This is a genomic window from Gymnodinialimonas sp. 202GB13-11, from assembly GCF_040932485.1.
GTDB lineage: Bacteria > Pseudomonadota > Alphaproteobacteria > Rhodobacterales > Rhodobacteraceae > Gymnodinialimonas > Gymnodinialimonas hymeniacidonis.
In genome coordinates, this window is record NZ_JBFRBH010000001.1 from 2,011,712 (window position 1) to 2,033,407 (window position 21,696).

The following is a 21,696-nucleotide window of genomic DNA, read 5'->3' on the forward strand; positions in this document are numbered from 1 at the left end:
AGACATGGCCGCAAAACCATTCTTCCGCCGCCGCAAGACCGACCCGTTCGAGGGCGAGAATGCGCCGAAGATCGACTACAAGGACACGCGCCTGCTTCAGCGTTACATCTCTGAGCGTGGCAAGATCGTCCCTTCCCGTATCACCGCAGTCGGTGCCAAGAACCAGCGCAAGCTCGCCAAGGCGATCAAGCGTGCCCGGTTCCTCGCCCTCCTGCCCTATGCCGTTAAGTAAGGAGACGAACTGATGGACGTTATCCTGCTGGAACGTGTGGCCAAGCTGGGTCAGATGGGCGAAGTGGTCTCCGTCAAGGAAGGCTACGCGCGCAACTACCTCTTGCCGCAGAAAAAGGCGCTCCGCGCCAACGAGGCGAACCTTGCCACGTTCGAAAACCAGAAGGCGCAGCTTGAGGCGCGCAACCTGGAAACCAAGAAAGAAGCCGACGCGCTTGGTGAAAAGCTCGATGGACAGCAGTTCATCGTGATCCGCTCGGCGTCTGACGCCGGCTCGCTCTATGGCTCCGTCACCACCCGTGACGCGGCCGATGCAGCGACCGAGGAAGGCTTCTCCGTTGATCGCAAGCAGGTCGTTCTGACCGCACCGATCAAGGATCTGGGCCTGCACGACGTCGTCGTTAAGCTGCACCCCGAAGTTGAGGTGACCATCCAACTCAACGTCGCCCGCTCGCCAGAAGAGGCCGAGCTTCAGGCATCGGGCAAGTCGATCCAGGAACTGGCGGCCGAGGAAGAGGCACAAGCCGAATTCGAGATCGCGGAACTGTTCGACGATATCGGCGCGGCACAACTCGACGAGTTGGAAGGTGGCGACGACGCCCCTGCGGCCGAAGAGACCTCCGAAGAGGCACCAGCCGAGGACAGCGAAGAGGACTAAGCCCCTCTCCCAAAGAATTGATCAAGGCCGCTCCACGCCGGGGCGGCCTTTTTCGTTGGCGGATTACAGCTGCGAGGACGACCGCAGGTCGGAGGAGGGGCTGAACCGCCGCGGCACGCGCCTATATCACGAATAGCCCATAACTCAAGAGGCCCCCATGCTCCGCGCCCTGCCCTTTCTTCTGCTCGCCACGCCCCTCGCCGCCCAGACGCCCGTGGATGACGGCACCCCCAACTTGCCCGACACGGTGCCCGCCTTCCCCGAGCAAACCAATGCGCCCGAAGTCCTGTCGGGTGTCACCTTCGCGGAAGAGGTCATCGTCGGCGCACTCGCGCGTCCATGGGCCGTGGCCGTGCTGCCAGAGGGCGCGGGTTACATCGTGACCGAACGCGGCGGCACGCTGCGCCACATCTCCCGCGACGGGACCATGGGGCCGGAGATCAGCGGGGTTCCGTCTGTCAGAGCGATGCAGCAGGGCGGGTTGCTGGATGTGGCTCTATCTCCGAACTTCGCAGAGAACCGTGAACTCTACCTCACCTATTCTGCCCGCGATGGGCTTGCAGGGTCAGCCACCGCCGTGGCGCGCGCCCAGTTTTCAGAGGACCACACCGAGCTTGAGGACGTCACGGAGCTTTGGCGCCAGACGCCGGCATCCGTGGTCCCTGCCCATTTCGGCAGCCGCGTGATCGTCGCGCCGTTCGGCTCTCTGTTTGTGACGACCGGGGATCGCTTCACGCCCGAAAATCGGCAGCTTGCACAAGATCCGGTCGATGCGAGCTATGGTGTCACGATCCTCATTGATACCGAAGGCGAATCCTCTCCGGTTCCAATCATCGAAGGCGCGCGGCCAGAGATTCTCACCTACGGCCATCGCAACATCCAAGGTGCGGCCGTGCAACCAGAGACCAATATCATCTGGACCCTGGAACACGGGCCAGCCGGTGGGGATGAGTTGAACATCATCCGGCCCGGCGCAAATTACGGCTGGCCGCAGGTGAGCTATGGCGTGAATTACAACGGCTCGGATGTGGGCACGGGCGAGCAGACCCATGCGCCCGATTATGAGGAGCCGCGCTACTACTGGGACCCGTCCATCGCGCCGTCGGACCTGATCTTCTACGAGGGCGAGATGTTCCCTGATTGGCAGGGCGATATTTTGCTGGGTGCCTTGGCAGGTCGTGCGCTGGTGCGGCTGGATATGGAGGGTGATACGGTCATCGGCGAGGAGCGTGTCTGGACGGGTGAGCGGGTGCGAGATGTGGCCATAGATGCGGACGGGGCCATCCTGATCGTGATCGACGATGATCCGGGCAGCCTGATCCGGCTGACCCCGTCGCAAGACCCGGAATAGGGGACGGTTGCACGCGCGCAACCCGTACCTAAAACATTGCTTTGAAAAGAGTCCTGGGGATTTTTAACCCAATTTTAAGGAATTGAGCGCGCATTTCAGCCCGACGCAGACCGCCCCGCCCGCAAGGCGACCAACCCCGCGACGCCGAGACATGCCGCGCCGATCCGGTTGATCAGGCGCAGCACAAACGGTCCGCGCAGATACTCCCGCAGGCTGCTGGCCAGCACCAGCCAACCTAACCCGTTGAGCGCCGCAACCACCGTAAAAGTCGCCGTTAGCACGGCGAATTGCACCAACACATCGCCGCTTGGGTCCACAAATTGCGGCACGAAGGCCATGTAGAAGACCGGCCCCTTTGGGTTCAGTGCCGAGATCAGCGTCGATTGCCGGAAGAGCGCGCCAAGCGGGCGTTTAGGTGCGTCATCATCGGTGCGGATCGCCTCAACCGGGGCTGTCCAAAGCCGATACGCGAGCCACAGAAGGTAGAGCGCGCCGACAACCTTCATCGCCGTGAAGAGCCCCACAGAGGCCGCCAGAATGGCCCCTGCCCCGGCAAGTGACACAGACATCGCCAGAAGTGCACCGAGCGCCTGCCCCGGCACAGTCGCAAGGCCCGAGCGGAGGCCGTCACGAATGCCGTAGGTGACGGTCAGCACAATATTCGGACCGGGGATGACAACGACGATGGCGCTTGCCACGACGAAGGCCAGCCAGGTTTCTGTGGTCATGGATGTATCCCCTCTTTCGACAAAGAGGATCACCAACCATCGAAAAAGGAAAGAGACGAACTGGATAGCTTGCAGTCGCGTCCCCTTAATCCGCGATAAGTCACCGGCCCCGCTAGGGTTTCAGGACCACTAGAAGAATAATGAGGCCCAACAAAACAAAGCCAACGGGCAGGAACACATCGCGGCTCGATGCCCCCTCCTCCCAGCCGTCCCAGATGGTACGGCGCAGCTTTCCAACCAAAGCGCCATGCAGGCCGGACAGGGCAAGGACCAACAGTATCTTCAAGCCCAACCAGATCGACGTGAACCAGCCGCCTTGAATGCCAAGGAGGATGCCGAAGAGAAGCGCGAGGATCATCGCCGGGGTCGTCACGGCGCGGTCATAGGCCTTAAGCGGTTTCAGGTGCAGCAAAGTCGGATGGCGAAGTGCGAAGGCGACGGCCACCATGCCGCCGATCCAAACAAACAGCGAAATCAGATGGGCGGCTTTTGTCAGGTCGTAGAGCATCAGATCTCTCCCATCTGCTGGCGCAACCAGCGCTCATTCACGAAGCCGCCGAAGGGGATGAATGCGCCCACAAGTAGACGCAACGCCCCCAGCCAATTGATCAGTCCCTCGGCCCATGAGCGGATCACGAACCACAGGAACACCATGAAGGCGAGGCCATGGATCGGCCCCATGACCGAAACGGCCTGTGGAATTTCCGCAGTGTATTTCAAAGGCATGGCGACGCAAAACAACGCAAGAAGGGTCAATGCCTCGAAGATCGCGGCGCGCATCAGGCCAACCATTTAATCTCTCCGACAAAAGTAAACACTCGTTTTCTTTACGTCGTACTTTTGGCGGTGTAAACACTTGTCCACATGACAGTCGCAGAAAAACCCAGACGCAATGTGAAAGACCGCGCCGCGACCGAGGCGCGCATTCTTTCAGCTGCGCGCGCAGTCTTTTCAGAACGCGGCTATGACGCTGCGGGTCTGCGAGAAATTGCGGAAGTGGCGGAGGCCAATTTGTCGCTGATCAGCCGCTATTTTGGCGGCAAGGAAGGCCTACTGACCGCGCTGACTGATGCGTTCGTGACAGCACGCCGCGAAGGAGATCTTGGCTATCCTCCGCAGGACAGCTTGGAAAACGAAATCTATCGCTACTTGCATGCAAAGCTGCAGGACGACCTGAAGGATGAGGACATCATCCGCCTAATCATCAGCCGCGCGGCGATTGACTCCACTTTTCGAGCGGGCGGCGCGGTGCACATGGATGGCAAGGCCGACCAGAATTTCAGGGATCGGGTGCGGCACCTTCAGGACAGTGGCCACGTATCAAGTGGTGTGGACATAGACCTGCTTTTCGCCGCCGTGATGAACATGTCATTCTCGGTGAACTTCTTTGGAACGATGATCGCAAACCGGCCGCCGGACGAGACGGACCGACTGTTCAAAAGTGTAGCGCGGGCCCTGTCACAGGGTCCGTCCTTCGAGTAACCGCAAACGCAAAACGGCCCACCAATTGGCGGGCCGTTGCGTTCAGACTGTAAGGTCTTGAAAACTTACCAGGTTTCCATCTGCAGCGTCGCGCCGCAGGTGCTGGTGCCGTAGGTGCCGACCCAGATGTCATAGACGCCGGACTGCGGGCTGTAGAGGTTGATGGCAGGGTTCAGGTTGCCGTAGCTGTCATCGTCGAAGTACCAGTTGCCGGTTGCGTCGTTGACCAGCAGAACCGTGTCGCACGAGCCGATGGCGCGGATCTCAAGACGGTTATAGGCGTGCAGGCCGTCGATCTGGAATTCGAAGTCCGGGCGCGAAATGACGTAGCCCGAGTGGTTCCAGCCACAGTTGCGCAGAGACTGCGAACCGCCAGCAACAACCGAATAGCTGTTCGGGGTCCAGAGGTCCTGGCCGGTGGTGTAGCCGGTCTGGACGCCCTGGTTCTGCCATGCGGGGCAGGCTGCGGCGATACCAGCGGTGGCGAGAAGGACTGCAGTGGCGGCAAGAAGCTTTTTCATCGTGTGTTACTCCGGGTGTTCTTTTTCTTCGTAGAAGGGGAAAAGTGTTTTGGTCCAAGTATTTGAGGGCGATGGTGCCCCCGGTGAAGGGTAGGGACACTATCCATTTTTGGCGGAGAGGGCGAAAGTCGGGAAACCCTTACCCTCTCCGGGTGAGACGCTGGATCAGAAGTTCCAGGTCTCCATCTCGATCTCGGCTTCGCAGGCGATTTCCGCGCCAAATGTGCCGACCCAGACATCCACGCGACCGTTGAGGGCGGCGGTGTCGGTGAGGTTCAGTTCCGGCTGCAGGTTGCCACCGGAATCGTCGTCGAAGTGCCAGTTGCCCTGGGCGTCGTTGACGAGAAGCGTGGTGTCGCAATCGCTGCTGACTTCGATCTCAAGACGGCCATAGGTCTCCATTCCCGCCAGCTGGAAGCTGTAATGGGGCTGCGCGTTGATCACGCCGGCACCGGGCAGGCCCGAGCAGGAGGTCAGCGCGGTCACACCACCCGCTTGCACGGTGTAGCGGTCGGGGCTGTAGAGCTCCTGACCATCAGAGACGACCGGGATGCCTTCCAGCGAAGTCGTCGGGCAACCGCCGGTCTGCGTGGGCGCAGGGGCCGGTGCGGGTGCTGGAGCGGGCGCCGGGGCCGGAGCCGGTGCTGGAGCAGGTGCTGGCGCAGGGGCCGGAGCAGGCGTCGGCACAGGCGTTGGGGCCGGGGTTGGCACAGGCTGCGGGACGGGCTGCGGGATCGGCTGCGGCGCAGGTTGCACAACCGGGATCGCCTGAAGTGTGAACGTACCCGGGCAGGACTGGCCGCTGAAGGTGCCGACCCAGACGTCGATACGACCGTTAAGCGCCGATTGCTCGGTGATCGTCAGTTCCGGCTGCAGGTTCCCCTGCCCGTCATCGTTGTAATACCATGTGGTGTCCGCACCGTTCACCAGCAGCGTGGAATCGCATTCCGCATTGGCGCGAAGGGTCAGGTTGTGGCCCTGCATCTCGGACAATGTGATCGAGAATTGCGGCACCTGGCTGGCCGTACCGCCGCCATCGACACCGGCGCAGGAGCCGACGCTAACGCCACCAGTGGCCTGTGCGATATAGCTGAGCGGCTGCAACAGCTGGTTAGCGCTGAATGCCAGCGCGGGGCCAGGAACTTCCCAAGTCGGGCAGGCATTGGCTGGTTGCGGCACGGGCTGAGGCACGGGTTGCGGAGCAACGGTACCACCGGTGGCTTGAACCGTCAGCGTGGCGGGGCAGCCGCCGCCGGAGAATGTGCCGATCCAGACATCGACCCGGCCATCGGCAGAGGCGGAGGGCAGACGCAGACCGGGCTGAAGACCATTGCTGTCATCGTTGAAGAACCACTGACCCGATGCATCATTCACGAGCATCGCGGGGTCACAGCTGGAGTTCACGAAAAGATCGAGCTCACGTCCGGCCATATTGGTCAATTGCAGCGTGATGTCCGGGGCAGACCGGAACTGGCCATAGCCAAGGTTGCTCAACCCACACTGCGCAAGCGTAAATTCACCGCCCGCGTTGACGTTGAAATTCAAACCATTCGCGATCTGCGAGCTATCGTAATTATAGCTGCTCGTGGCCAATTGGTAGTTTGGGCAGGCCATAGCGGCACCCCCCATGGCAATCATAGCAATCGCGCTTGCTGTCATAAGACGCATGTTGGAATTATCCTTCCTGTAGTTGGGGGCCGTTGAAGGGCAATCGACCCGCCGAAAATAGACGTGTGCCGGGTCAGGTTATGGGATGAAATTCCTCCGCCAAACTGCGGAAACCCTGACCTTCGCTTTGCAACCCAAAGGTTAGCGGGCCTCTGGGCGTTCACCAAAAGCTTTTTTTCCAAATGATAAAAAACCTGCCAAGCCCGTGGCTTAGGGCCCGGCAGGAATGGGTCAGTTGCCGAAAATACGCTGCCACAGGCTGAGACGCGGGGCCGGGCCGTCACTTTGGATAACAGCCGTATTTGTGCCGTTCACGGCCACGGCATCGCCGCCAGAGACGACAAGCGTGTTCGCACCAGCTGGTGCATCGGCGGCGGCCACTTCCATTGCACCAATCATTGCCCGCACGTCAGAGGCAACAGGTGCAGCGACCGCAGCGTCGGCGGAGGGAACCCGCACAGCATCAGCGATGTCCAGCGTCGAGGGGCGCAGCAAAGGACGGGGTGAACGCAGGACGGTCGTGTCCAACTGGAGGGCGGCAATCTCGGCCGGAGCAACCTCTACCACGCGCGGTGCAGCGATTTGGTTGCCATGGTTGCCCTGCATGATCTGGCTAAGGCCAAGCTCGGCAATCATAGCACGTGGGTTCAGCATATCGTTGATGTCCTGGGCAAGGACCGGAGTTGCTAGGGTCGCGGCAAGGGCTGCGATCAGGGGGAGTTTATAGGTCATGGAATTCTCTACTCGATTGTTTTGAAATGAATTTTGAAAGGACCCTGCCCTGCCGAAGCAGGACAAGGGAAGCATAGTTCAGCGAGATGGCAGGATGATCACCGAATTGCCGGGCCGGTGGGGCAAGGCATAAGGGTTGATGATCGTCGGCCCGCGATGGCCGAACGAATTCGCGCCAGGCAGGTTTCCAAACGGATGCTGCCACGAAAAGCGAGGGCGCGGCACAACGTGCGCGATGGAAGGGCGATGATCCAACCGTTCCTGCACGCTTTCCAGAAGCGCGTCGATGTCGGACAGGCGGTTCTCCGTCCATCCATAAAGGCGCGGTGAGGGCGGGTGATAGGGCGTGTAGTGATCGTAAAGCTCGGCCACTTCGGCCCAATCTTCGGCGTAAAGCGCCCAGCGCTTGGCGGCATCGGCCTGAGCGCGGGGGATGAGGTCAAACAGGTCTGTCGCATCAAGTTCGGCATACCGGTCAGCGCCGGGCACGCTGCAGGCGACGCCGAAACGCTCGCACAACTCGACCATGCGGCCAAAAGCGGGGCTTTCGAACGGGGCCAAGCCGTCGGAGAGGTCCGGGCGGGGAAGCAGAGGGGCGATCGTGTCAGCCGAGGCTGCAGGAACAACCGCAGCAAGGCCAACAAGGGCAAGGAGGGTGGGTTTCAACATGGGTCAGGGCTTTCAAAAAAATCAGGGTGCAAGAAAAGACGTGCATAAAAATCGTGAGCCGTTGGTCGGCGTTTGACCAAAGCTGCCCCTGCCCGCCCTTGTTATACAACCGCCGGGCCGCGTTATCGGATAACAGACATCGCTAGCTTTTTGATTTTGATTGCTTATTCCAGACCGACGCGCACGGAGGAAAACCGTGGCCGCGTGATCTCCATCAGCAGGTCATCGTGCCATGTTTCGCCGATTTTTAGCGATCTGGGCAGGCGCGCGACGGTTTCGAATCCACAGGCCGTGTAGCAGCGTATGGCGCGTTCGTTGAATTCGAGGACCCTGAGGTCGATCATCTCAAGCGCCATGGCGTCAAAACCGTGGCAAAGGGTCTGCACGATGGCCTGATGCCCATAACCGCGGCCCAAATCCTCTTCGGCAAAAAGGCCCACGGCAAGGCGCGCTGTGCGGTCGGCCTCGTCATGGCTGTGCAGGCGAATTTCACCGACGGCGCGCCCCTCAACCTCGATGATCCGGGCAAAGGGATGGTCGCAGAGCCATTCATACCAACCCTCGGAACGTGCGAGGTTGGCAGTGGGCGGTATCTCCGGATCGCCGCCATACATGATGTGAATCTCACGGGAGTGCGGCAGGGCTAGGTGCATCTCGATGTCAGGCGGCACAGGCGCGCGCAGCACAACGAGAGGCTTAGAATTATGATCTTTTGGCATGGGCCTCCCTCCCTTGCGCGCGGTTTATCTCGTCTGCCAACAAAAAAACGCGCCGCCAAGGGGCAGCGCGTTCTCGTTCCGTAACGTCAGCGTGACCGCTTATTCTTCGTCAAGCGCGTCGACGGCCTTTTTGAGGTCATCCTTGGAGACCTCTTTCTCGGTCACTTTTGCCAGCTCACCGATGAAGTCGACAACTTTGTCTTCAAAGAGCGGTGCGCGAACCTGCTGCTGTGCGGCCTGGTTCTGCTGGATGAATTCGAAGAAGGCACGTTCCTGACCGGGGTACTGACGCGCTTGGTTCATGATGGCTTGCGTCATTTCGGCGTCGGACACCTGCACGTCGTTCTTCTGGCCCAGCTCGGCCAGCAGAAGACCCAGCTTCACGCGGCGCTCGGCCAGTTTGGTGTGCTCGTCCGTTGGCTCGATCTCAGGGTGATCATGGCCTTCAACGTCCGGGTTTTCCTCGTGCCACAGCTGATGCGCGATCTGGTCGGCCTCGGCCTTCACAAGCGAGGGAGGCAGTTCGAACGACACGACATCGTCAAGCTGGTCCAGCAGACCACGCTTCATGACGGCGCGCGCGGCACCGGCATATTCGGCCTGCAGACGTTCGGTGATCTGGCCTTTCAGTGCGTCGAGGTCTTCGGCACCGAATTTCTTGGCCAGTTCATCATCGACCTCGGCCGGCACGGGCTTTTTCACTTCCTTGACCGTGCAGGCGAAGACAGCGGCCTTACCGGCCAGATGCTCGGCCTGATAGTCCTCTGGGAAGGTCACTTCGACGTCCTTTTCGTCTTTCGCCTTCACGCCAACCAGCTGCTCTTCAAAGCCAGGAATGAACTGGCCAGAGCCCAGAACCAGCGGGAAGTCTTCGGCGGAGCCGCCGTCGAACGCTTCACCGTCCACAGTGCCCAAAAAGTCGAAAACAACCTGATCGCCATCAGCGGCCTTGCCCTTCTTGGTGGCAAAGTTCTGGGCGTTTTCGGCCAAGTTGCCGAGCGCTTCGTCGATTTCATCGTCGCCGGGCTTTACGACCAGCTTTTCGAGCTTGAGCTTCTTGTAGTCGACCTCAGGGATCTCGGGCAGCTTTTCGTAGATCATGGAGACCACGATATCGTCGCCCTCTTTCCAGTCCTCGTTGGTCATCTTCACGTCAGGCTGCATCGCCGGGCGATCACCCGTTTCTTCAAGATGGCCCTGCATGGCCTCATCGACGCTTTCCTGCATCGCTTCGCCCATCACGCGGGGGCCGAATTGCTTCTTGAGCAGCGCCATCGGCACCTTGCCCTTGCGGAAGCCCTTCATCTCAACCTCGGGCTGCGCCTCTTCCAGCTTGGAATTCACGCGCGCCTCAAGGTCGCTCGCCGTGACGGTGATCTGGTATTCGCGCTTCAGGCCCTCGGAAAGGGTTTCGGTGATCTGCATGTCTGTCCTCGTGACGGCTAGGCGGCGGTCAGGCAATACGAGCTTGCCCGCGCCATTCAGGTCGGGTGAAAATTTGCGCCGTTCTATGGGGCTGCGGCCCGGTCCGCAAGGGGGTCGGAGGCTTGGCAAAGGGCCTTCGGCTTGCTTTGATGCCCGAACCGGGGGAGGAGCGATCAATCCGTGCCGAAAATGACCTGTATCACCAACAGACAAAGGGAAGAGGCCGCCCATCGCGGCTTTGCGGTGCTGATCGTCGAATCGCTTCCGCCCAAGCGTCCGGTTGGCGGGTTTCGAGACCAGCGCAGGCGGGCGAGCCACGATATGCGGTGGGTCGAATTCACGCTGCTCGGGGCCATTGCATTGCCTGCCCTTCTTGGCCTGGCCTTGTAACGGTGGATTTACCGCCTTGCGCCGCGCGCGTAAGGGAATCCCGACATTTACTTTCCCCCCTCTCCTTTACCATATTTAAAGGAACCACGACCTGAGCCCCTTCGCGTCAGCTGCCCTTCAAAAATGGCGCCCCTTCAAAGGCCGGACCCGGACAAGATGAGCGACGATCCCAGCAAAACACGCGTGCTGCCGGATGGCCCGGCCGGGGAATTGCCCGTGGGCGCGGAGCTTTCATCGGGAATGTATCGGGTGACAGGCCGGATCGCGGCGGGCGGCTTTGGCATCACGTACGAGGCGCGCGACAACCTCGACCGCAAAGTTGCAATCAAGGAATGCTTTCCGGCAGGCCTCGCCCTGAGGGCGGGCGATTTCACAGTTTCCGCCGCCAGTGCGTCGACAGCCGAACCATTCGAGACGGCACGCAATCTGTTCCTGCGCGAAGCGCGCACATTGGCCGCCCTGCGCCATCCCAATATCGTGCACGTCCAGACTCTCTTTGAAGAGAACGGCACCGCCTATATGGCGATGGACTTTGTCGATGGGCGCGATCTGCAGCACATCATCGACAATGAGCGTGAAAAGCTGACTCCGGCTTATGTGATGGAGCTGACGCGCACGCTTCTGAATGCGCTTGATTACCTGCACCGCGATGCACCTGAGCGCGGCAAGGAACGCCTGCTGCACCGCGACATCAAGCCGGCCAATATTCGCATCGACACGCTGGATACACCCGTCATCATTGATTTCGGCGCGGCGCGGCAGGAAACCAAGAACCGCTCCCGCGCGGCGGGCACGTTTCGCGTGGTCTCGGACGGCTACTCCCCAAACGAGTTCTATGTCGCAGGCACGGAGCAAGGCCCGGCCTCCGACCTTTATTCGCTGGCGGCCACGCTACACCATTGCATCACGGGCAGCGCCCCTGCCCCAGCCGATGAACGCGCGCAGAAGGTCTCCAACGGCGAAGAGGACCCGTATGAGCCCATTGCAGGCCGCTTTCCCGACCATGACCCGCGCCTTCTGGCGCTGATCGACCGCGCCCTGTCGCGGCCCCTTAAGGACCGCCCTGCCGATGCGGCCGCGTGGTTTTCCGCCATTCCCGATGCCACCACACGCATTGTCGCCGCAGCCCCATCCGCGGTCGCAGTCGCGGCACCCGTAGCGGACACGCCCACCCCACCCCCGGGCAATGGTGGCTTTTGGAAAGGGGCTGCTGTTGGCGGCGGTCTTCTCGCGCTTTTGGGCGGTGGTGCCTATTTCGTCTTGCCCGATGGCGGCAGCACCGCAGGCAGCGATGCTGAAATGCAGCGCATGTTGGACGAGGCCACCTCGGCTCGTACGGATCTTGAGGCGGAGCTTGAAACCATGGCGACAGAGGCCAGCGCCTTGCAGGCAGAGGTCGCCAATGCAGCGCAAGCCCGCGAGATTGCCGAGGCCCGCGTGGGCGAACTGGGCGATACAGTTGCAGACTTGCGAGCCCAACTGGCCGCCGCAGAAGACAGCGACGATGGTGCGACCGTTGAGCTGCGCAATCAATTGAACCAGGCGCTGACCGATCAGGACAGCGCACGCGAGGCGCAATTGGCGCTGGAAGCGGAAATCACGAGCCTGCAAGCGGCTTTGGAAGCCGCACGGGCCGAGGCCCCTGCCCCGGAAGAAATGGTGCAACTTGAATCTGCACGGGCCGAAGCCGAAGCTGGACAAGCCGCCGCAGAGGCCCGCGCCGCAGCACTGGCCGCCGAGCTGGCGGCCCTTGAAGCCGCCATTGAGGCGGGTGGTGGTGAGATTGATGCCGACGCCTTGGCCGCACTGGAGGCAGAGCGTGCCGCGGCCATGCGTGATGTGGAACGCGCGCAGGCCGATTTGCAGCGCATGGCCGAAGACCTGTCGGAGGCTGAGGCTGAGGCCGACCGCCTGACGATGGAATTGCGAGAGGCACGTGCCGAGATCGACCTGATGCTGGCCAGCGGCACAACGCCCAATCCCGGCCCCAACACCCCCGGTGGAACCGTGTCGGGCGGCGGCGGCACGACGGCGAATTGCCCGACCTGGGCCGTTCCGGGCGCAGAATTGCGCTATACCGGTACCGAGATCTACACGCCGCAGACCCAGTTATTGCGCGCCAGTGGCACAGCTAACCTGGGCGATTGTGCGGATCTGCCCGCCAATGTCGTGGGCTTTGTGGACCAGATCCCTGATTTCACGCTCTACACCTCGGAGATGGCGCAATTCCGGCGTCTGGAGTTGGAAGTAGAGGCCGGTGAATGCGACACGGTTCTGCTGGTGAACACGCAAGACACGGTTTGGCATTTCGATGATAATACCGGCAGCATCACCGCCCCGCTTCTGAACCTGACCGGTCAGACAGCGATTGAAGGACGGATCGACATCTGGGTGGGCACGATCGACGGCGCCGGATGTGATGCGACGCTGGAAATCGAGACTTGGCTGAACTGATCACGCGTCAGAGCGTGGACGGATCATATTCCGTTTCGATCCAGAGCCTTATGGGTATGTCACCGTGCTTTAGGCGGTCTTGGTAGGCATCGAGAAAGCGGTCCAGAACGCCTGTCTTGGACCAGCTCAGATGCAGATGGCGCAGTCCAAGCGCGCGTTTTGCCTCAGCCACCGGATGACCTTCGATATGGATCCCCCATAGCGCGGCCGCCAACCCAGTGCGATCAGCGCCGGATTTGCAGTGGATCAGGGCGGGTCGTTCTAGCGTGTCGAATATATCGAGCAATGAAAGCAGGCGCTCAGGACGTGGGGCCGATCGCGCCTCTAGCGGGACATTGCGCAGCCGAAGCCCAAGGGCCTCGCAGGTTCGCGCCTCAAATTCGTGTACGGCGAATTGGGCGGGGCGCAGGCTGATAACCTCAACAATTCCACGCGCTTTCCACTGCCTTAGGGCGTTTTCATCGGGATGGTTTGCCCTGAACAGGCCGGGTGCGACCTCTCCCTCATTGCGCCAATGGCGCCGCAGGAGGCCGTGATCGTTCACAGCCGCAAAGTACCGCCCCTGCCACAGGCCAAGGTCGCTATCGATCCTTTGATCGTAGCGCCCCCGGGCCACGTCCAAGGCCCCGTGCAACTTCTGCATAAACGTCAATGCCATCCCGTTTGACGTGTCGCAGCACGGACCAGATTGCAAGCCCTGCCCGTACGATAGGGAAAACATGCGTTTACAGGCGGATGCGCGCGCGCAATTGTGCCTGCAGCCATGGCTGATGAAACACCAACCCCGCGCGGCCCGGATGCCGTCACTCACCAACTGCCCGCCGGAGAGCTTCCGCCGGGTTGGAAACTGTTGGGCGGCCAATATGAGATCAAGCGACTGATCGCGTCGGGCGGGTTCGGGATCACCTATCTTGCACAAGATACACTCGAGCGGGATGTCGCGGTGAAAGAGTGCTTTCCGCTAGGGCTGGCACAGCGGCAGGCGGCGACCCATGCTGTCAGCGCGACGTCGGCCGGCACTTCCGAGCATTTTGAGACCGCGCGTGCACAGTTTTTGCGAGAGGCCCGGATGCTGGCGCGGTTGCGGCACCCCAATGTCGTACATGTCCAGACCCTGTTTGAGGAAAACGGCACCGCCTATATGGCGATCGATTTCATCCATGGCCGCGATTTGCAGGAAGAGATCGTGGGGGCCGATGGCGCTTTCTCACCGCACCGCGTGCTGGAACTGGCGCGCGATCTGCTAGGCGCTTTGAAATATATCCACGACCAATCGGTCCTGCATCGCGATATCAAGCCACAGAACATTCGGATCGACCGGTTCGGAATGCCAATGCTGATCGATTTCGGCGCGGCACGGGCGGAAACTCAGGCGCGTTCACGCATGGCGGGAACCTTTCGCGTGGTGACAGACGGCTACAGCCCGCATGAATTCTACGTCTCAGGCGCGCAACAGGGGCCGTATTCGGACCTGTATGCACTAGCGGCGACACTGCACCACGTCATCACCGGCGCGGCGCCCATCGCCGCCGATGAACGTGCCAGTGCCATAGCGACTGGCCAGCCCGACCCGTACCAGCCGATTGCCGACGCGCACCCAGACCATGATGGCCGCCTTCTGCACCTGATCGACCGTGCCTTGCGCATGACTCCCGGAGACCGACCCAAGGACGCGGGCGCGTGGCTGGCAGCGCTGGCCGATGCGCCCACCACGATGGTCACACCAATGGCTGCCCCCGTGGCCGAAGCCCCTGCCCCTGCGCCCAGATCGGGCCGCCGGTTTCTGGGTGGAGCTCTGCTGGGTGGCGTCTTTGCAGCTTTAGTTGGGGCCGGCATCTGGTCGACCCAACCCGCCTGGCTCTCGCCCGGTATGGACGAGATGATGGCCGAGATGGGCCGACTGGAAGCCGCGCTGGCGGAGGCCGAGGCCGCACGTGGCGCGGCAGAGGCGGAGCTGTCTGAGATGCAGGCCGCCCTGAACGCGGCAGAGGAAAACCTCGCCCGACTGGAGACTGCGGACGGGGATATGGCCGCAACAATGGCCGAGCTGGAGGCAGCGCGCGCCGCCCGGGATGCCGCCGCCGGGCAAGTGGCCGAGTTGGAACGCTCGTTAGAGACGCTGGCCGTCACGCAAGCCGCCCTCGAAGATGCGCGGGCCGCGCGGGATGCCGCAACCCAGCGCGCAACTGATCTGGCCGCAGACAATGCAACGGCCACCAATCGGATCACAGAACTTGAAGCGCTGTTGGCAGCTGCACAAGCCGCCTCCAATGGATTGACGCAGGACGCGGAAGCAACCGCCGCCGAGATCGCACGGCTGGAGCGGGAACTAGCGTCAGAGCGGACCCGCGCAGCAGCTTTGGCCAATGTCGACAACGACCTGACCGCAGCGGAGGCCGCCTTGGCCGAAGCCGCCGAGGATATTGCCGATCTGGAAACGCGCCTTGCCGCCGCCCTTGAGGCCGGCGAAGGCTCTGCCTCGATGCGCGAAGAAATGGACCGGCTGGAGGGCGCGCTGGAAGTGTCCGAGGCAGAGCGCGCCCGCTTGTTGGCGGATCTTGCCGAAGCTGAAGAAGCCATGGGCGCGAGCGATGCCAACGCCTCGGAAATCGAGCGGCTCCGCGGCCGCATTGCTGAGTTGGAGGCCGAGAATGCCAATCTGGCCGAGGCGCTTGCCCTGACCGAGGCCGCATTGGCGGACGCTTTGGGCGAAGGGCCGATGTATCTGGTGGAGACCGCCACGCTCAGCGCGCCAAATGGCACTCTCTCGCTGCTGCCGCGCTTCTCTTGGGACAACGCCACGGTCGGTCTGGTCGACAGCACCGGCGGCATCGCCCTGTTCGATCGCGAAAGCGGCGTCTACCAAGCCCATCTGGCGCGCGGCATTCCGGACGAGATCACACGCTTGGGCTTTTCGATGGAAGGCGGCTACGCCATTGCCACAACTGGCCCCGGCACCCCCAACCGGCTCTACGACATCGCCAATCGCCGCGAAATCCTGCGGTTTGAGCCGACAACGGTGACAACCGCGAACCGTGCCATTTCCCGCAGCGAAACGCATTTCGTCTATACCCGCGCCAGTGTCGGTGGACAGACCGACATCGTGCTGGTTGATCTGGCCAACACGACCCTCGGCGCGCCGTCCGAACAGATCCTGACCTCGGTGCCTGATGGAACGTCCGTGCGTGTCACTTTCGCTGAGAATGCAGATCAGATCACGGTCATCACGCCAAGCCTTGTGCGGGTGTTTGAGACCGATGGGCGTCTGAGCCGCACCGCGGGCAACCGTATCGGCCCATTCGTGGCCATGTCGCCCATGGGCGGCGATCAGGGGCTGTTGATCCTGCGCAATGACGGGGGTGTCACGCTCTACGACAATGCCCTCGACCAACGCGAATTGGCGGACTTCCCTCCGTCTTCACCTTACACTCGCTATCGCCTGTCCGGCGACCGGCTGAGCTTCATGCGCGCCAGCGGCACCGCTTGGGAAATCATTGATCTGGTCGGGCGTAACATCCGGGGCAGCGGATCATTGCCCGAAGGCACGGCAGACGCCTTTATCTCGGTCTCCTCGGACGGGCAGATGCTGTTTGTGGGCGCAGCGGGTGGCAACACGGCGCAGTTGATCGATGTCGCCACCGGCGGCGCACTGCACGATTTCGGAGAGGCGGCACAAGGCTATTTCAGCTTTGACAACAGTCATATCGCCGTGGGCATCCCGGATCAGCCACAAGCCACGATCTTCCGGCGAGAAGGCAGCCCGCCCGAGCCGCTGTTTGACGAACCCGCGATTGTGACCATCGCACCGCAAGCCCCGCCGCCGGTTGTGCGGATCGACACCGGCAATTGCGCGCCTCTTGGCCCGGCAGAGGATGGCAGAGGGATCACGCCTGATCTGGAAGGCCGATCGCTTCTGTTCCCGGTTGAGGCCGGGGGCGAGATGAACCTGTCTGAATGCTGGTCCCATCTGCCGCAGGAATTGACCAATCTGGTCGAGGCTGTAGACCGCCCCCTTTTCGTCACGCCTGCCCCGGCCTATTCGACCACCATCCTCAGCACGTCACGGGCCCTGTCGCTGGACGTGTCGGCCCGTTCGGGCTGTGACGGCCAGTTGGTGGCCCAATTCGGCCAGACTTGGCGCGTGGCAGATCCGTTATCGGTTGATGGTGCATTGCGGTTTGGCGATGCGGGTGAGATCGATCAACCGTTGCGCGTGTGGCTGGCCACGGCAGATGCCAATACGACCTGCGACGCGCTCATCGAATTGCGCACAAGCGCGCCCAGTGGCGAAGGGATTGGAGAATAGGGTCAGGTGGCGAGCAGATAGATGCTCGACGCGATGATCCAGATCGACGCCAGCGTCTTGAGCCAAAGCGAGCCAAGCAAAGACGCAATGCCTTTGGCTAGGAACCCGCCGACAATGGCGCCGGGCACGGCGATCAGGGCAATCTCCAGCCGGACCAATTCGTTGAAGTAGCCATCCCAGAAGCCGGTGATCACGCAGATGACACTGACCCAGACGGCCACGGCTATGGCCACTTTCGTTGGGAAGCGGCGCAGGATCAGGTAGATGGCAAGGAATTCACCGATCCCGACCGAGAAAAGCGCCGTGACGGCCCCGCCTATGACGCCCAAGCCCATTAGCACCCACAACTCTCCGGGGGAGACCCAAAGCTTTCGGTCCTTCGCCGCCTGACGGCGCTGCACCCAAGTGAAGATCAGAAGCGTCACGCCAAGGGCGAGTGAGAATATCTTGAAGTAAAACAGCAGTTGCGCGCCCTCGACCTCGATAAAGGCTTGGGTCAGGAGAAGCGCGGGAATGCCCGTGGCCAGCGGCGCAAAGGTAAGCGCGGCAAGCGTCTGGCTAGAGACTTTCTCATCCCAGGCGAGGCCGTCTTTCACGAAGATCGAATACGCCCATGTCAGTGCCCCGATAGACATGCCGAAGCATTGGATGGTGAAGGAGACGGCCACGGATTCCTCAGGCTTCAGCGTGGCGATCCTGAGCAGTTCCGACGGGATCATGATGCCGCCGTCTTGCAGGGCCGCGAAAACGGGCACGAAGACCACACCACCGCCGGTGCCCGTTGCATTGGCGATGATCGCGCCCATGATGCCGACGGGAAAGAAGAACCAAAGGCCCATCAAGACGTCGAGGGTCACCTCACTTTCCTGAAACAGCAGATAATATGCGCCCGCCAGCAGCAGAAGGTGGATCGGAATCCACGCCTTGATGACCGGCTTCATGGCGGAGCTGTGCATCATCAGAGCTTGCCGAACTGGCCGCCCTTAAAGCGCCAGCGCACGAAGATCGCCTGCATCGGTCCAAGCAGGGCAAGAAAAGACGGGATGAACACGCATGTGAAATGGAGAGTAGCAAGGCCGATGGCCGTGGTGCTTGAGAAATCCACAAGCGGTGCCGATTGGCCTTCGACCGAGACCGGCAGCCACGGGATCAGGCCCGCACGGGCGACGGCGAAGACGATGCCGAATTCGACCCATGAGAAGAAGAATTGATAGGCAAAGGGCCAGTCCCGGTCCCACCGGGTGGTCTGGATGAAGATGTAGATCGGGTCGAGCAACAGGCCAAGGCCGGTGATCGTGACCAGGAACAGCAGGAACGGCATGGCGATGTCATAATCCCATTTCCATCCAGCAAGGATGAAAACGAAGGCCAACGTGACCGGCACACCGATGAAAAGAAACAGGAAAAGGCGGGTTTGCAGCCGTCCGGCGAGGGTGAGGATCATATCGCGTTCTCCTTCACGGCCGGGCGCCGACCATCCACTTTGTCCACCCCCCGAAGGACCGGAATGGCCCAAGGTTGCGGACTTTGTGGATGCGTTCTGTGACAAGATGATCGACGGATCGGATGGCGGAATATTGCAGGCCAAGGAAGCTATCGACCGCGAGGTAAGGCCCGCCCGTAGTGATCGTGCCGGCGGCGTAAACGCGGCCTTGATTGTTCCGCAGCCCCTCGATCTCAAAGTCATTGGTGCAGCGCAGGCCTGTGGCCCCGCCCTTCTGCGGCCCCTGTTCGGTGACGCGATAGCCGTGGTTGCGCGGCAGATGGTAAGTGTCGAGCAGGTCGGCCAGGAACGGCGAGCGCCGGATATCGGCAATCAGGCCGGTGCAATCGATCAGGTAATCGGCGTTCAGGACCTCCTCGTTGCCCTCGACCGTGTTGATCGAGACCTGCACGCCGTCGGGCTGATCGGGCCCCGGCGAAGGCAGCGGCTGCAGGTCTGAGATGTTGCCATAGACGGGCCTGTACCACCCCTCCTCCGCGCCGCGTTCGGCGATGGCGATCCAGTCGGAACGTTCGGCCGTGGTCGTCCCGCCAAGCTGCGATAGCATCACGCCGCGATCTTCCTCGCCGGCATTCTCGTATTCGACCCGCAGGTCGCCGCCCCAACAGCTTTTCGGCCAGTTGAAGGGCTGGATTTCCACATTGTTGCGCACCAACCGGCGCGCTTTGCGGAAAACCGCCCCATCGCGAGGCCCGATCGGCGTGCGCATCGAGTGCAGGATGCGGATCTGCGGGTTCTTGGCCCGCGCCTCGTAAAGCCGCTGGATGATGCGAGAGGCCACGATGCCCCTACCCCGCACCACAACCTGAACGGGGCCACCGCGCCGTTCGGCCTCCACATACATCTGATCGTGTGGCTCATAAGCATTGGCGACCTGCGCGCGACTGTCGGGGTGATTGGTGATAAACGTCTGAAAATCATCGACAAATCGTGTGGCCGGATAGCCTGTCGCCAGATGCACGACATCTGCGATGAGATAGCGATTGCGTGCCTCACCCTGCGCCTCACCACCCCAGAGCTTGTAGGCCACAGCATAGCGCCCATCGCTCGTCTTGCGCAGACCAAGCACCTGCGCCTTCACGAACATCTCGGGCCAGCCGATACGTTTGGCCTCGATATCGAGGCTGTCGAACACATCGCCCGCGCGCGGCGTGTAGCTTTCCGAAAGCGTCGGCTCACCGAAGACCTGGAAAATGCCCTTCACGCCGATGCCTTTGCCGACCTCGCGCAAAGCATAGCCCGGAAAGCCCCAGATATTGTCAGGGCGGCTGAGGGAGTTGGAGCGCAGGCGTTCATGGTCGGGGATCTGGGAGTTCTTGCAGTAGCGCTGGTAGGTCCGGTAGCAGACCTCTTCCGTCCCTATCGCCCTGATATCGCTGGCGGAAATGCCGTAGCAGCGCAGGTGGTCGACCCAGACAAAGCTTCCCAACCCGCCGCCCACGGCACAGAATTTGACCTCTTCCACCGGGTGGCCAGAGGCGCGCAATGCTTCGATCCCCACGATATCTTTGCCAGCAAACTCCATCTCCGGGAACGTCCGGCGCGACGGCGGCGGGGCATCGTCATCGGTGATGACCAATCGGCTGACGAGGGAGGCATCCACCTCCACCCCGGCAATGCGCGTGGCACTGGCCGCGCTTTCCGCCGGAGCCAGCAATTCCAGCAACCAACCGGGGATGGAAACCTGATCGCCCACCTCCAGCACTTGCTCGGCCACCCGCGTGCCGTTCACGTAAGTGCCATTGGTAGAGCCCTCGTCGCGCACCTGCACATCCTCGGCGCTCAGCACAATCGACATATGCTTGCGGCTGACCGCATCGCCGGTAAGCGGAACATCAGCCTCATCGGTTTTGCCAACCAAAAAAGCACCGGGTTCTTCACATAGAAGAATGCGCGACGAGCCCATCGTGTTGCCGTCTATGCCAATCTGGCGAACGCGGAAGCGGACCGGAAAAGTAATCATATCAGCCCCTTACGAGTGCACCCAGTACGATGTTCCATCCCCAAGGCGTTGCCCGCAATAGCGGCAATTCTCGCCTGGCAGATAAGGGTTGAGTTGGCGGCAGTCGCGGTTCGTGCAGCTCAAGCCCTTGCCCTCTTCCGCGGACATGATTCGCAGGAGCTGCCCACGAATGTCCAGCGTGGCGAGGTGATCCATCTGCACCGCTTCACCTTCATCGAGGGTGCGACGGTTGTGTTCGACCTCATTGCTCATGCCGCAAATGGCTTCAACGCCGCCCGCGCCATCTGGACCGACCATCACCAAAACCTGCGCACCTTCCGCCTTTGCGGCCTCCAGCGCCTGCGCTGCGCGGCCTTTGCGCCGGCGCATCAAAACCTCAGGGCCGTTGGCGACCAAGGCAATCGACACACCGTCCAGGTCAAGCGCCTTGAGCCCGCCTGTCGACGTGCTGTCGTAAACGAGATGCAGGGGCTGCCCGATGGCATCGACTTGCGCTTCCTTGGGCGAGCAAACTGTTAAACGCAGGCCTACCGTTTCAAACGCACGCATCGCGCCGGGTGCCATGCGCACGGTGCCGCCGCGCCCCAATGGCACGGGTGCAGAGCCTTCCTGCCCGATCTGGGCCACGCCATTGGACGACAGGTCCGTCACAACCAACCCACCATCGCCGGATGGCGTGATCGTCAGATGCTGGCGCGAAAGTGTGCCGTAGCCTTCGCCGAAATGGACAACGCGCCCGTCACCCGCGCTGACACGGCCCACATTATCGGCGCCGAAACGGCCGATCTCCACCGGAAGGCGCAGGGTTTCGGTCGCCAGAAGGACATTGCCCCCGGTCACTTGCCGAATTGAAAGCTCCACATCATCGGTCATCTTGGTGTTGGTCCCCGTGGTC

The 21,696-nt window shown here is 61.6% G+C and carries 21 protein-coding genes; 7 read left to right on the forward strand and 14 right to left on the reverse strand.

The genetic code is table 11. From position 1 onward, the window contains the following. Positions 1-4 precede the first annotated feature (4 nt). The 3 genes from rpsR (at position 5) to V8J81_RS10125 (ending at position 2,240) form a co-directional block, all read left to right on the forward strand. Entirely contained in the window at positions 5-232 is a 228-nt protein-coding gene (gene rpsR / locus V8J81_RS10115) for a 30S ribosomal protein S18 (protein ID WP_224814358.1), read from the forward strand. A 12-nt stretch (positions 233-244) separates the two neighbouring features. After that, positions 245-889: a 50S ribosomal protein L9 gene (gene rplI / locus V8J81_RS10120; RefSeq protein WP_368475630.1), complete on the forward strand. Its 645-nt coding sequence runs from the start codon at positions 245-247 to the stop codon at positions 887-889. 157 nt (positions 890-1,046) lie between these two features. Next, the gene (locus V8J81_RS10125) at positions 1,047-2,240 is read left to right on the forward strand and encodes a PQQ-dependent sugar dehydrogenase (RefSeq protein WP_368475631.1); all 1,194 of its coding nucleotides are present in this window, start codon (positions 1,047-1,049) and stop codon (positions 2,238-2,240) included. Positions 2,241-2,335: 95 nt separating this feature from the next. On the opposite strand, the gene V8J81_RS10130 is transcribed toward V8J81_RS10125, so the two are convergent. The 3 genes from V8J81_RS10130 to V8J81_RS10140 all read right to left on the reverse strand — a co-directional run bounded on the left by V8J81_RS10130 (position 2,336) and on the right by V8J81_RS10140 (position 3,760). Beyond that, positions 2,336-2,968 (reverse strand): LysE family translocator, encoded by a 633-nt coding sequence (locus V8J81_RS10130; protein WP_368475632.1) that lies wholly within the window; start codon positions 2,966-2,968, stop codon positions 2,336-2,338. 112 nt (positions 2,969-3,080) lie between these two features. Continuing rightward, positions 3,081-3,476: a CopD family protein gene (locus tag V8J81_RS10135; protein ID WP_368475633.1), complete on the reverse strand. Its 396-nt coding sequence runs from the start codon at positions 3,474-3,476 to the stop codon at positions 3,081-3,083. Beyond that, positions 3,476-3,760, reverse strand: coding sequence for a DUF3817 domain-containing protein (locus tag V8J81_RS10140; RefSeq protein WP_368475634.1), 285 nt, complete (start codon positions 3,758-3,760; stop codon positions 3,476-3,478). The genes V8J81_RS10135 and V8J81_RS10140 overlap by 1 nt, the downstream gene beginning before the upstream one ends. Before the next feature lie 72 nt (positions 3,761-3,832). Here V8J81_RS10140 and V8J81_RS10145 point away from each other — a divergent pair, with 72 nt between their 5' ends. Continuing rightward, positions 3,833-4,450: a TetR/AcrR family transcriptional regulator gene (locus V8J81_RS10145; protein WP_368475635.1), complete on the forward strand. Its 618-nt coding sequence runs from the start codon at positions 3,833-3,835 to the stop codon at positions 4,448-4,450. A 65-nt stretch (positions 4,451-4,515) separates the two neighbouring features. On the opposite strand, the gene V8J81_RS10150 is transcribed toward V8J81_RS10145, so the two are convergent. The 6 genes from V8J81_RS10150 to tig all read right to left on the reverse strand — a co-directional run bounded on the left by V8J81_RS10150 (position 4,516) and on the right by tig (position 10,184). Continuing rightward, on the reverse strand, positions 4,516-4,971 hold the full coding sequence (locus tag V8J81_RS10150; RefSeq protein WP_368475636.1) for a hypothetical protein: 456 nt from the start codon (positions 4,969-4,971) through the stop codon (positions 4,516-4,518). Positions 4,972-5,136: 165 nt separating this feature from the next. Beyond that, on the reverse strand, positions 5,137-6,639 hold the full coding sequence (locus tag V8J81_RS10155; protein ID WP_368475637.1) for a hypothetical protein: 1,503 nt from the start codon (positions 6,637-6,639) through the stop codon (positions 5,137-5,139). Positions 6,640-6,870: 231 nt separating this feature from the next. After that, positions 6,871-7,371, reverse strand: coding sequence for a hypothetical protein (locus V8J81_RS10160; RefSeq protein WP_368475638.1), 501 nt, complete (start codon positions 7,369-7,371; stop codon positions 6,871-6,873). 78 nt (positions 7,372-7,449) lie between these two features. Then, entirely contained in the window at positions 7,450-8,040 is a 591-nt protein-coding gene (locus V8J81_RS10165; protein WP_368475639.1) for a hypothetical protein, read from the reverse strand. 164 nt (positions 8,041-8,204) lie between these two features. Continuing rightward, positions 8,205-8,759, reverse strand: a complete 555-nt coding sequence (locus V8J81_RS10170) for a GNAT family N-acetyltransferase (RefSeq protein ID WP_368475640.1) — start codon at positions 8,757-8,759, stop codon at positions 8,205-8,207. A gap of 99 nt (positions 8,760-8,858) precedes the next feature. Beyond that, on the reverse strand, positions 8,859-10,184 hold the full coding sequence (gene tig / locus V8J81_RS10175; RefSeq protein WP_368475641.1) for a trigger factor: 1,326 nt from the start codon (positions 10,182-10,184) through the stop codon (positions 8,859-8,861). A gap of 180 nt (positions 10,185-10,364) precedes the next feature. Between tig and V8J81_RS10180 the strand changes: the two genes are divergently transcribed. Together V8J81_RS10180 and V8J81_RS10185 are read left to right on the forward strand one after the other, a co-directional pair. Next, positions 10,365-10,574: a hypothetical protein gene (locus V8J81_RS10180; protein WP_368475642.1), complete on the forward strand. Its 210-nt coding sequence runs from the start codon at positions 10,365-10,367 to the stop codon at positions 10,572-10,574. 156 nt (positions 10,575-10,730) lie between these two features. After that, positions 10,731-13,028 carry a serine/threonine-protein kinase gene (locus V8J81_RS10185; RefSeq protein WP_368475643.1) on the forward strand — a complete coding sequence of 766 codons (2,298 nt, stop codon included), beginning with the start codon at positions 10,731-10,733 and terminating at the stop codon, positions 13,026-13,028. 7 nt (positions 13,029-13,035) lie between these two features. Here the strand turns inward: V8J81_RS10185 and V8J81_RS10190 are convergent, their stop codons facing one another. Beyond that, the gene (locus V8J81_RS10190) at positions 13,036-13,686 is read right to left on the reverse strand and encodes a fused DSP-PTPase phosphatase/NAD kinase-like protein (protein WP_368475644.1); all 651 of its coding nucleotides are present in this window, start codon (positions 13,684-13,686) and stop codon (positions 13,036-13,038) included. 105 nt (positions 13,687-13,791) lie between these two features. Between V8J81_RS10190 and V8J81_RS10195 the strand changes: the two genes are divergently transcribed. Further along, on the forward strand, positions 13,792-17,334 hold the full coding sequence (locus V8J81_RS10195) for a protein kinase domain-containing protein (RefSeq protein ID WP_368475645.1): 3,543 nt from the start codon (positions 13,792-13,794) through the stop codon (positions 17,332-17,334). Positions 17,335-17,336: 2 nt separating this feature from the next. Here the strand turns inward: V8J81_RS10195 and V8J81_RS10200 are convergent, their stop codons facing one another. Genes V8J81_RS10200 through V8J81_RS10215 form a run of 4 tightly spaced genes read right to left on the reverse strand, consistent with a single transcriptional unit; the run spans position 17,337 to position 21,674 of the window. Next, positions 17,337-18,293 (reverse strand): TSUP family transporter, encoded by a 957-nt coding sequence (locus V8J81_RS10200; protein ID WP_368475646.1) that lies wholly within the window; start codon positions 18,291-18,293, stop codon positions 17,337-17,339. Beyond that, the gene (locus V8J81_RS10205; RefSeq protein ID WP_368475647.1) at positions 18,293-18,778 is read right to left on the reverse strand and encodes a hypothetical protein; all 486 of its coding nucleotides are present in this window, start codon (positions 18,776-18,778) and stop codon (positions 18,293-18,295) included. Before V8J81_RS10205 ends, V8J81_RS10200 begins: the two co-directional genes overlap by 1 nt. 13 nt (positions 18,779-18,791) lie before the next feature. After that, on the reverse strand, positions 18,792-20,801 hold the full coding sequence (locus V8J81_RS10210; protein WP_368475648.1) for an FHA domain-containing protein: 2,010 nt from the start codon (positions 20,799-20,801) through the stop codon (positions 18,792-18,794). Between the two features lie 9 nt (positions 20,802-20,810). Continuing rightward, positions 20,811-21,674, reverse strand: a complete 864-nt coding sequence (locus V8J81_RS10215) for a hypothetical protein (RefSeq protein WP_368475649.1) — start codon at positions 21,672-21,674, stop codon at positions 20,811-20,813. Positions 21,675-21,696: the final 22 nt, after the last annotated feature.

Excerpts from the sequence above, each read along its gene's own strand:
- V8J81_RS10195 (WP_368475645.1), top strand. The coding sequence starts at position 13,792 with ATGGCTGATGAAACACCAACCCCGCGCGGCCCGGATGCCGTCACTCAC.
- V8J81_RS10150 (WP_368475636.1), bottom strand. The coding sequence starts at position 4,971 with ATGAAAAAGCTTCTTGCCGCCACTGCAGTCCTTCTCGCCACCGCTGGT.
- V8J81_RS10170 (WP_368475640.1), bottom strand. The coding sequence starts at position 8,759 with ATGCCAAAAGATCATAATTCTAAGCCTCTCGTTGTGCTGCGCGCGCCT.
- tig (WP_368475641.1), bottom strand. The coding sequence starts at position 10,184 with ATGCAGATCACCGAAACCCTTTCCGAGGGCCTGAAGCGCGAATACCAG.
- V8J81_RS10205 (WP_368475647.1), bottom strand. The coding sequence starts at position 18,778 with ATGATCCTCACCCTCGCCGGACGGCTGCAAACCCGCCTTTTCCTGTTT.
- V8J81_RS10130 (WP_368475632.1), bottom strand. The coding sequence starts at position 2,968 with ATGACCACAGAAACCTGGCTGGCCTTCGTCGTGGCAAGCGCCATCGTC.
- V8J81_RS10165 (WP_368475639.1), bottom strand. The coding sequence starts at position 8,040 with ATGTTGAAACCCACCCTCCTTGCCCTTGTTGGCCTTGCTGCGGTTGTT.
- V8J81_RS10190 (WP_368475644.1), bottom strand. The coding sequence starts at position 13,686 with ATGGCATTGACGTTTATGCAGAAGTTGCACGGGGCCTTGGACGTGGCC.
- V8J81_RS10135 (WP_368475633.1), bottom strand. The coding sequence starts at position 3,476 with ATGCTCTACGACCTGACAAAAGCCGCCCATCTGATTTCGCTGTTTGTT.
- rplI (WP_368475630.1), top strand. The coding sequence starts at position 245 with ATGGACGTTATCCTGCTGGAACGTGTGGCCAAGCTGGGTCAGATGGGC.
- V8J81_RS10155 (WP_368475637.1), bottom strand. The coding sequence starts at position 6,639 with ATGCGTCTTATGACAGCAAGCGCGATTGCTATGATTGCCATGGGGGGT.
- rpsR (WP_224814358.1), top strand. The coding sequence starts at position 5 with ATGGCCGCAAAACCATTCTTCCGCCGCCGCAAGACCGACCCGTTCGAG.
- V8J81_RS10160 (WP_368475638.1), bottom strand. The coding sequence starts at position 7,371 with ATGACCTATAAACTCCCCCTGATCGCAGCCCTTGCCGCGACCCTAGCA.
- V8J81_RS10145 (WP_368475635.1), top strand. The coding sequence starts at position 3,833 with ATGACAGTCGCAGAAAAACCCAGACGCAATGTGAAAGACCGCGCCGCG.
- V8J81_RS10140 (WP_368475634.1), bottom strand. The coding sequence starts at position 3,760 with ATGGTTGGCCTGATGCGCGCCGCGATCTTCGAGGCATTGACCCTTCTT.
- V8J81_RS10210 (WP_368475648.1), bottom strand. The coding sequence starts at position 20,801 with ATGATTACTTTTCCGGTCCGCTTCCGCGTTCGCCAGATTGGCATAGAC.
- V8J81_RS10125 (WP_368475631.1), top strand. The coding sequence starts at position 1,047 with ATGCTCCGCGCCCTGCCCTTTCTTCTGCTCGCCACGCCCCTCGCCGCC.
- V8J81_RS10215 (WP_368475649.1), bottom strand. The coding sequence starts at position 21,674 with ATGACCGATGATGTGGAGCTTTCAATTCGGCAAGTGACCGGGGGCAAT.
- V8J81_RS10185 (WP_368475643.1), top strand. The coding sequence starts at position 10,731 with ATGAGCGACGATCCCAGCAAAACACGCGTGCTGCCGGATGGCCCGGCC.
- V8J81_RS10200 (WP_368475646.1), bottom strand. The coding sequence starts at position 18,293 with ATGATGCACAGCTCCGCCATGAAGCCGGTCATCAAGGCGTGGATTCCG.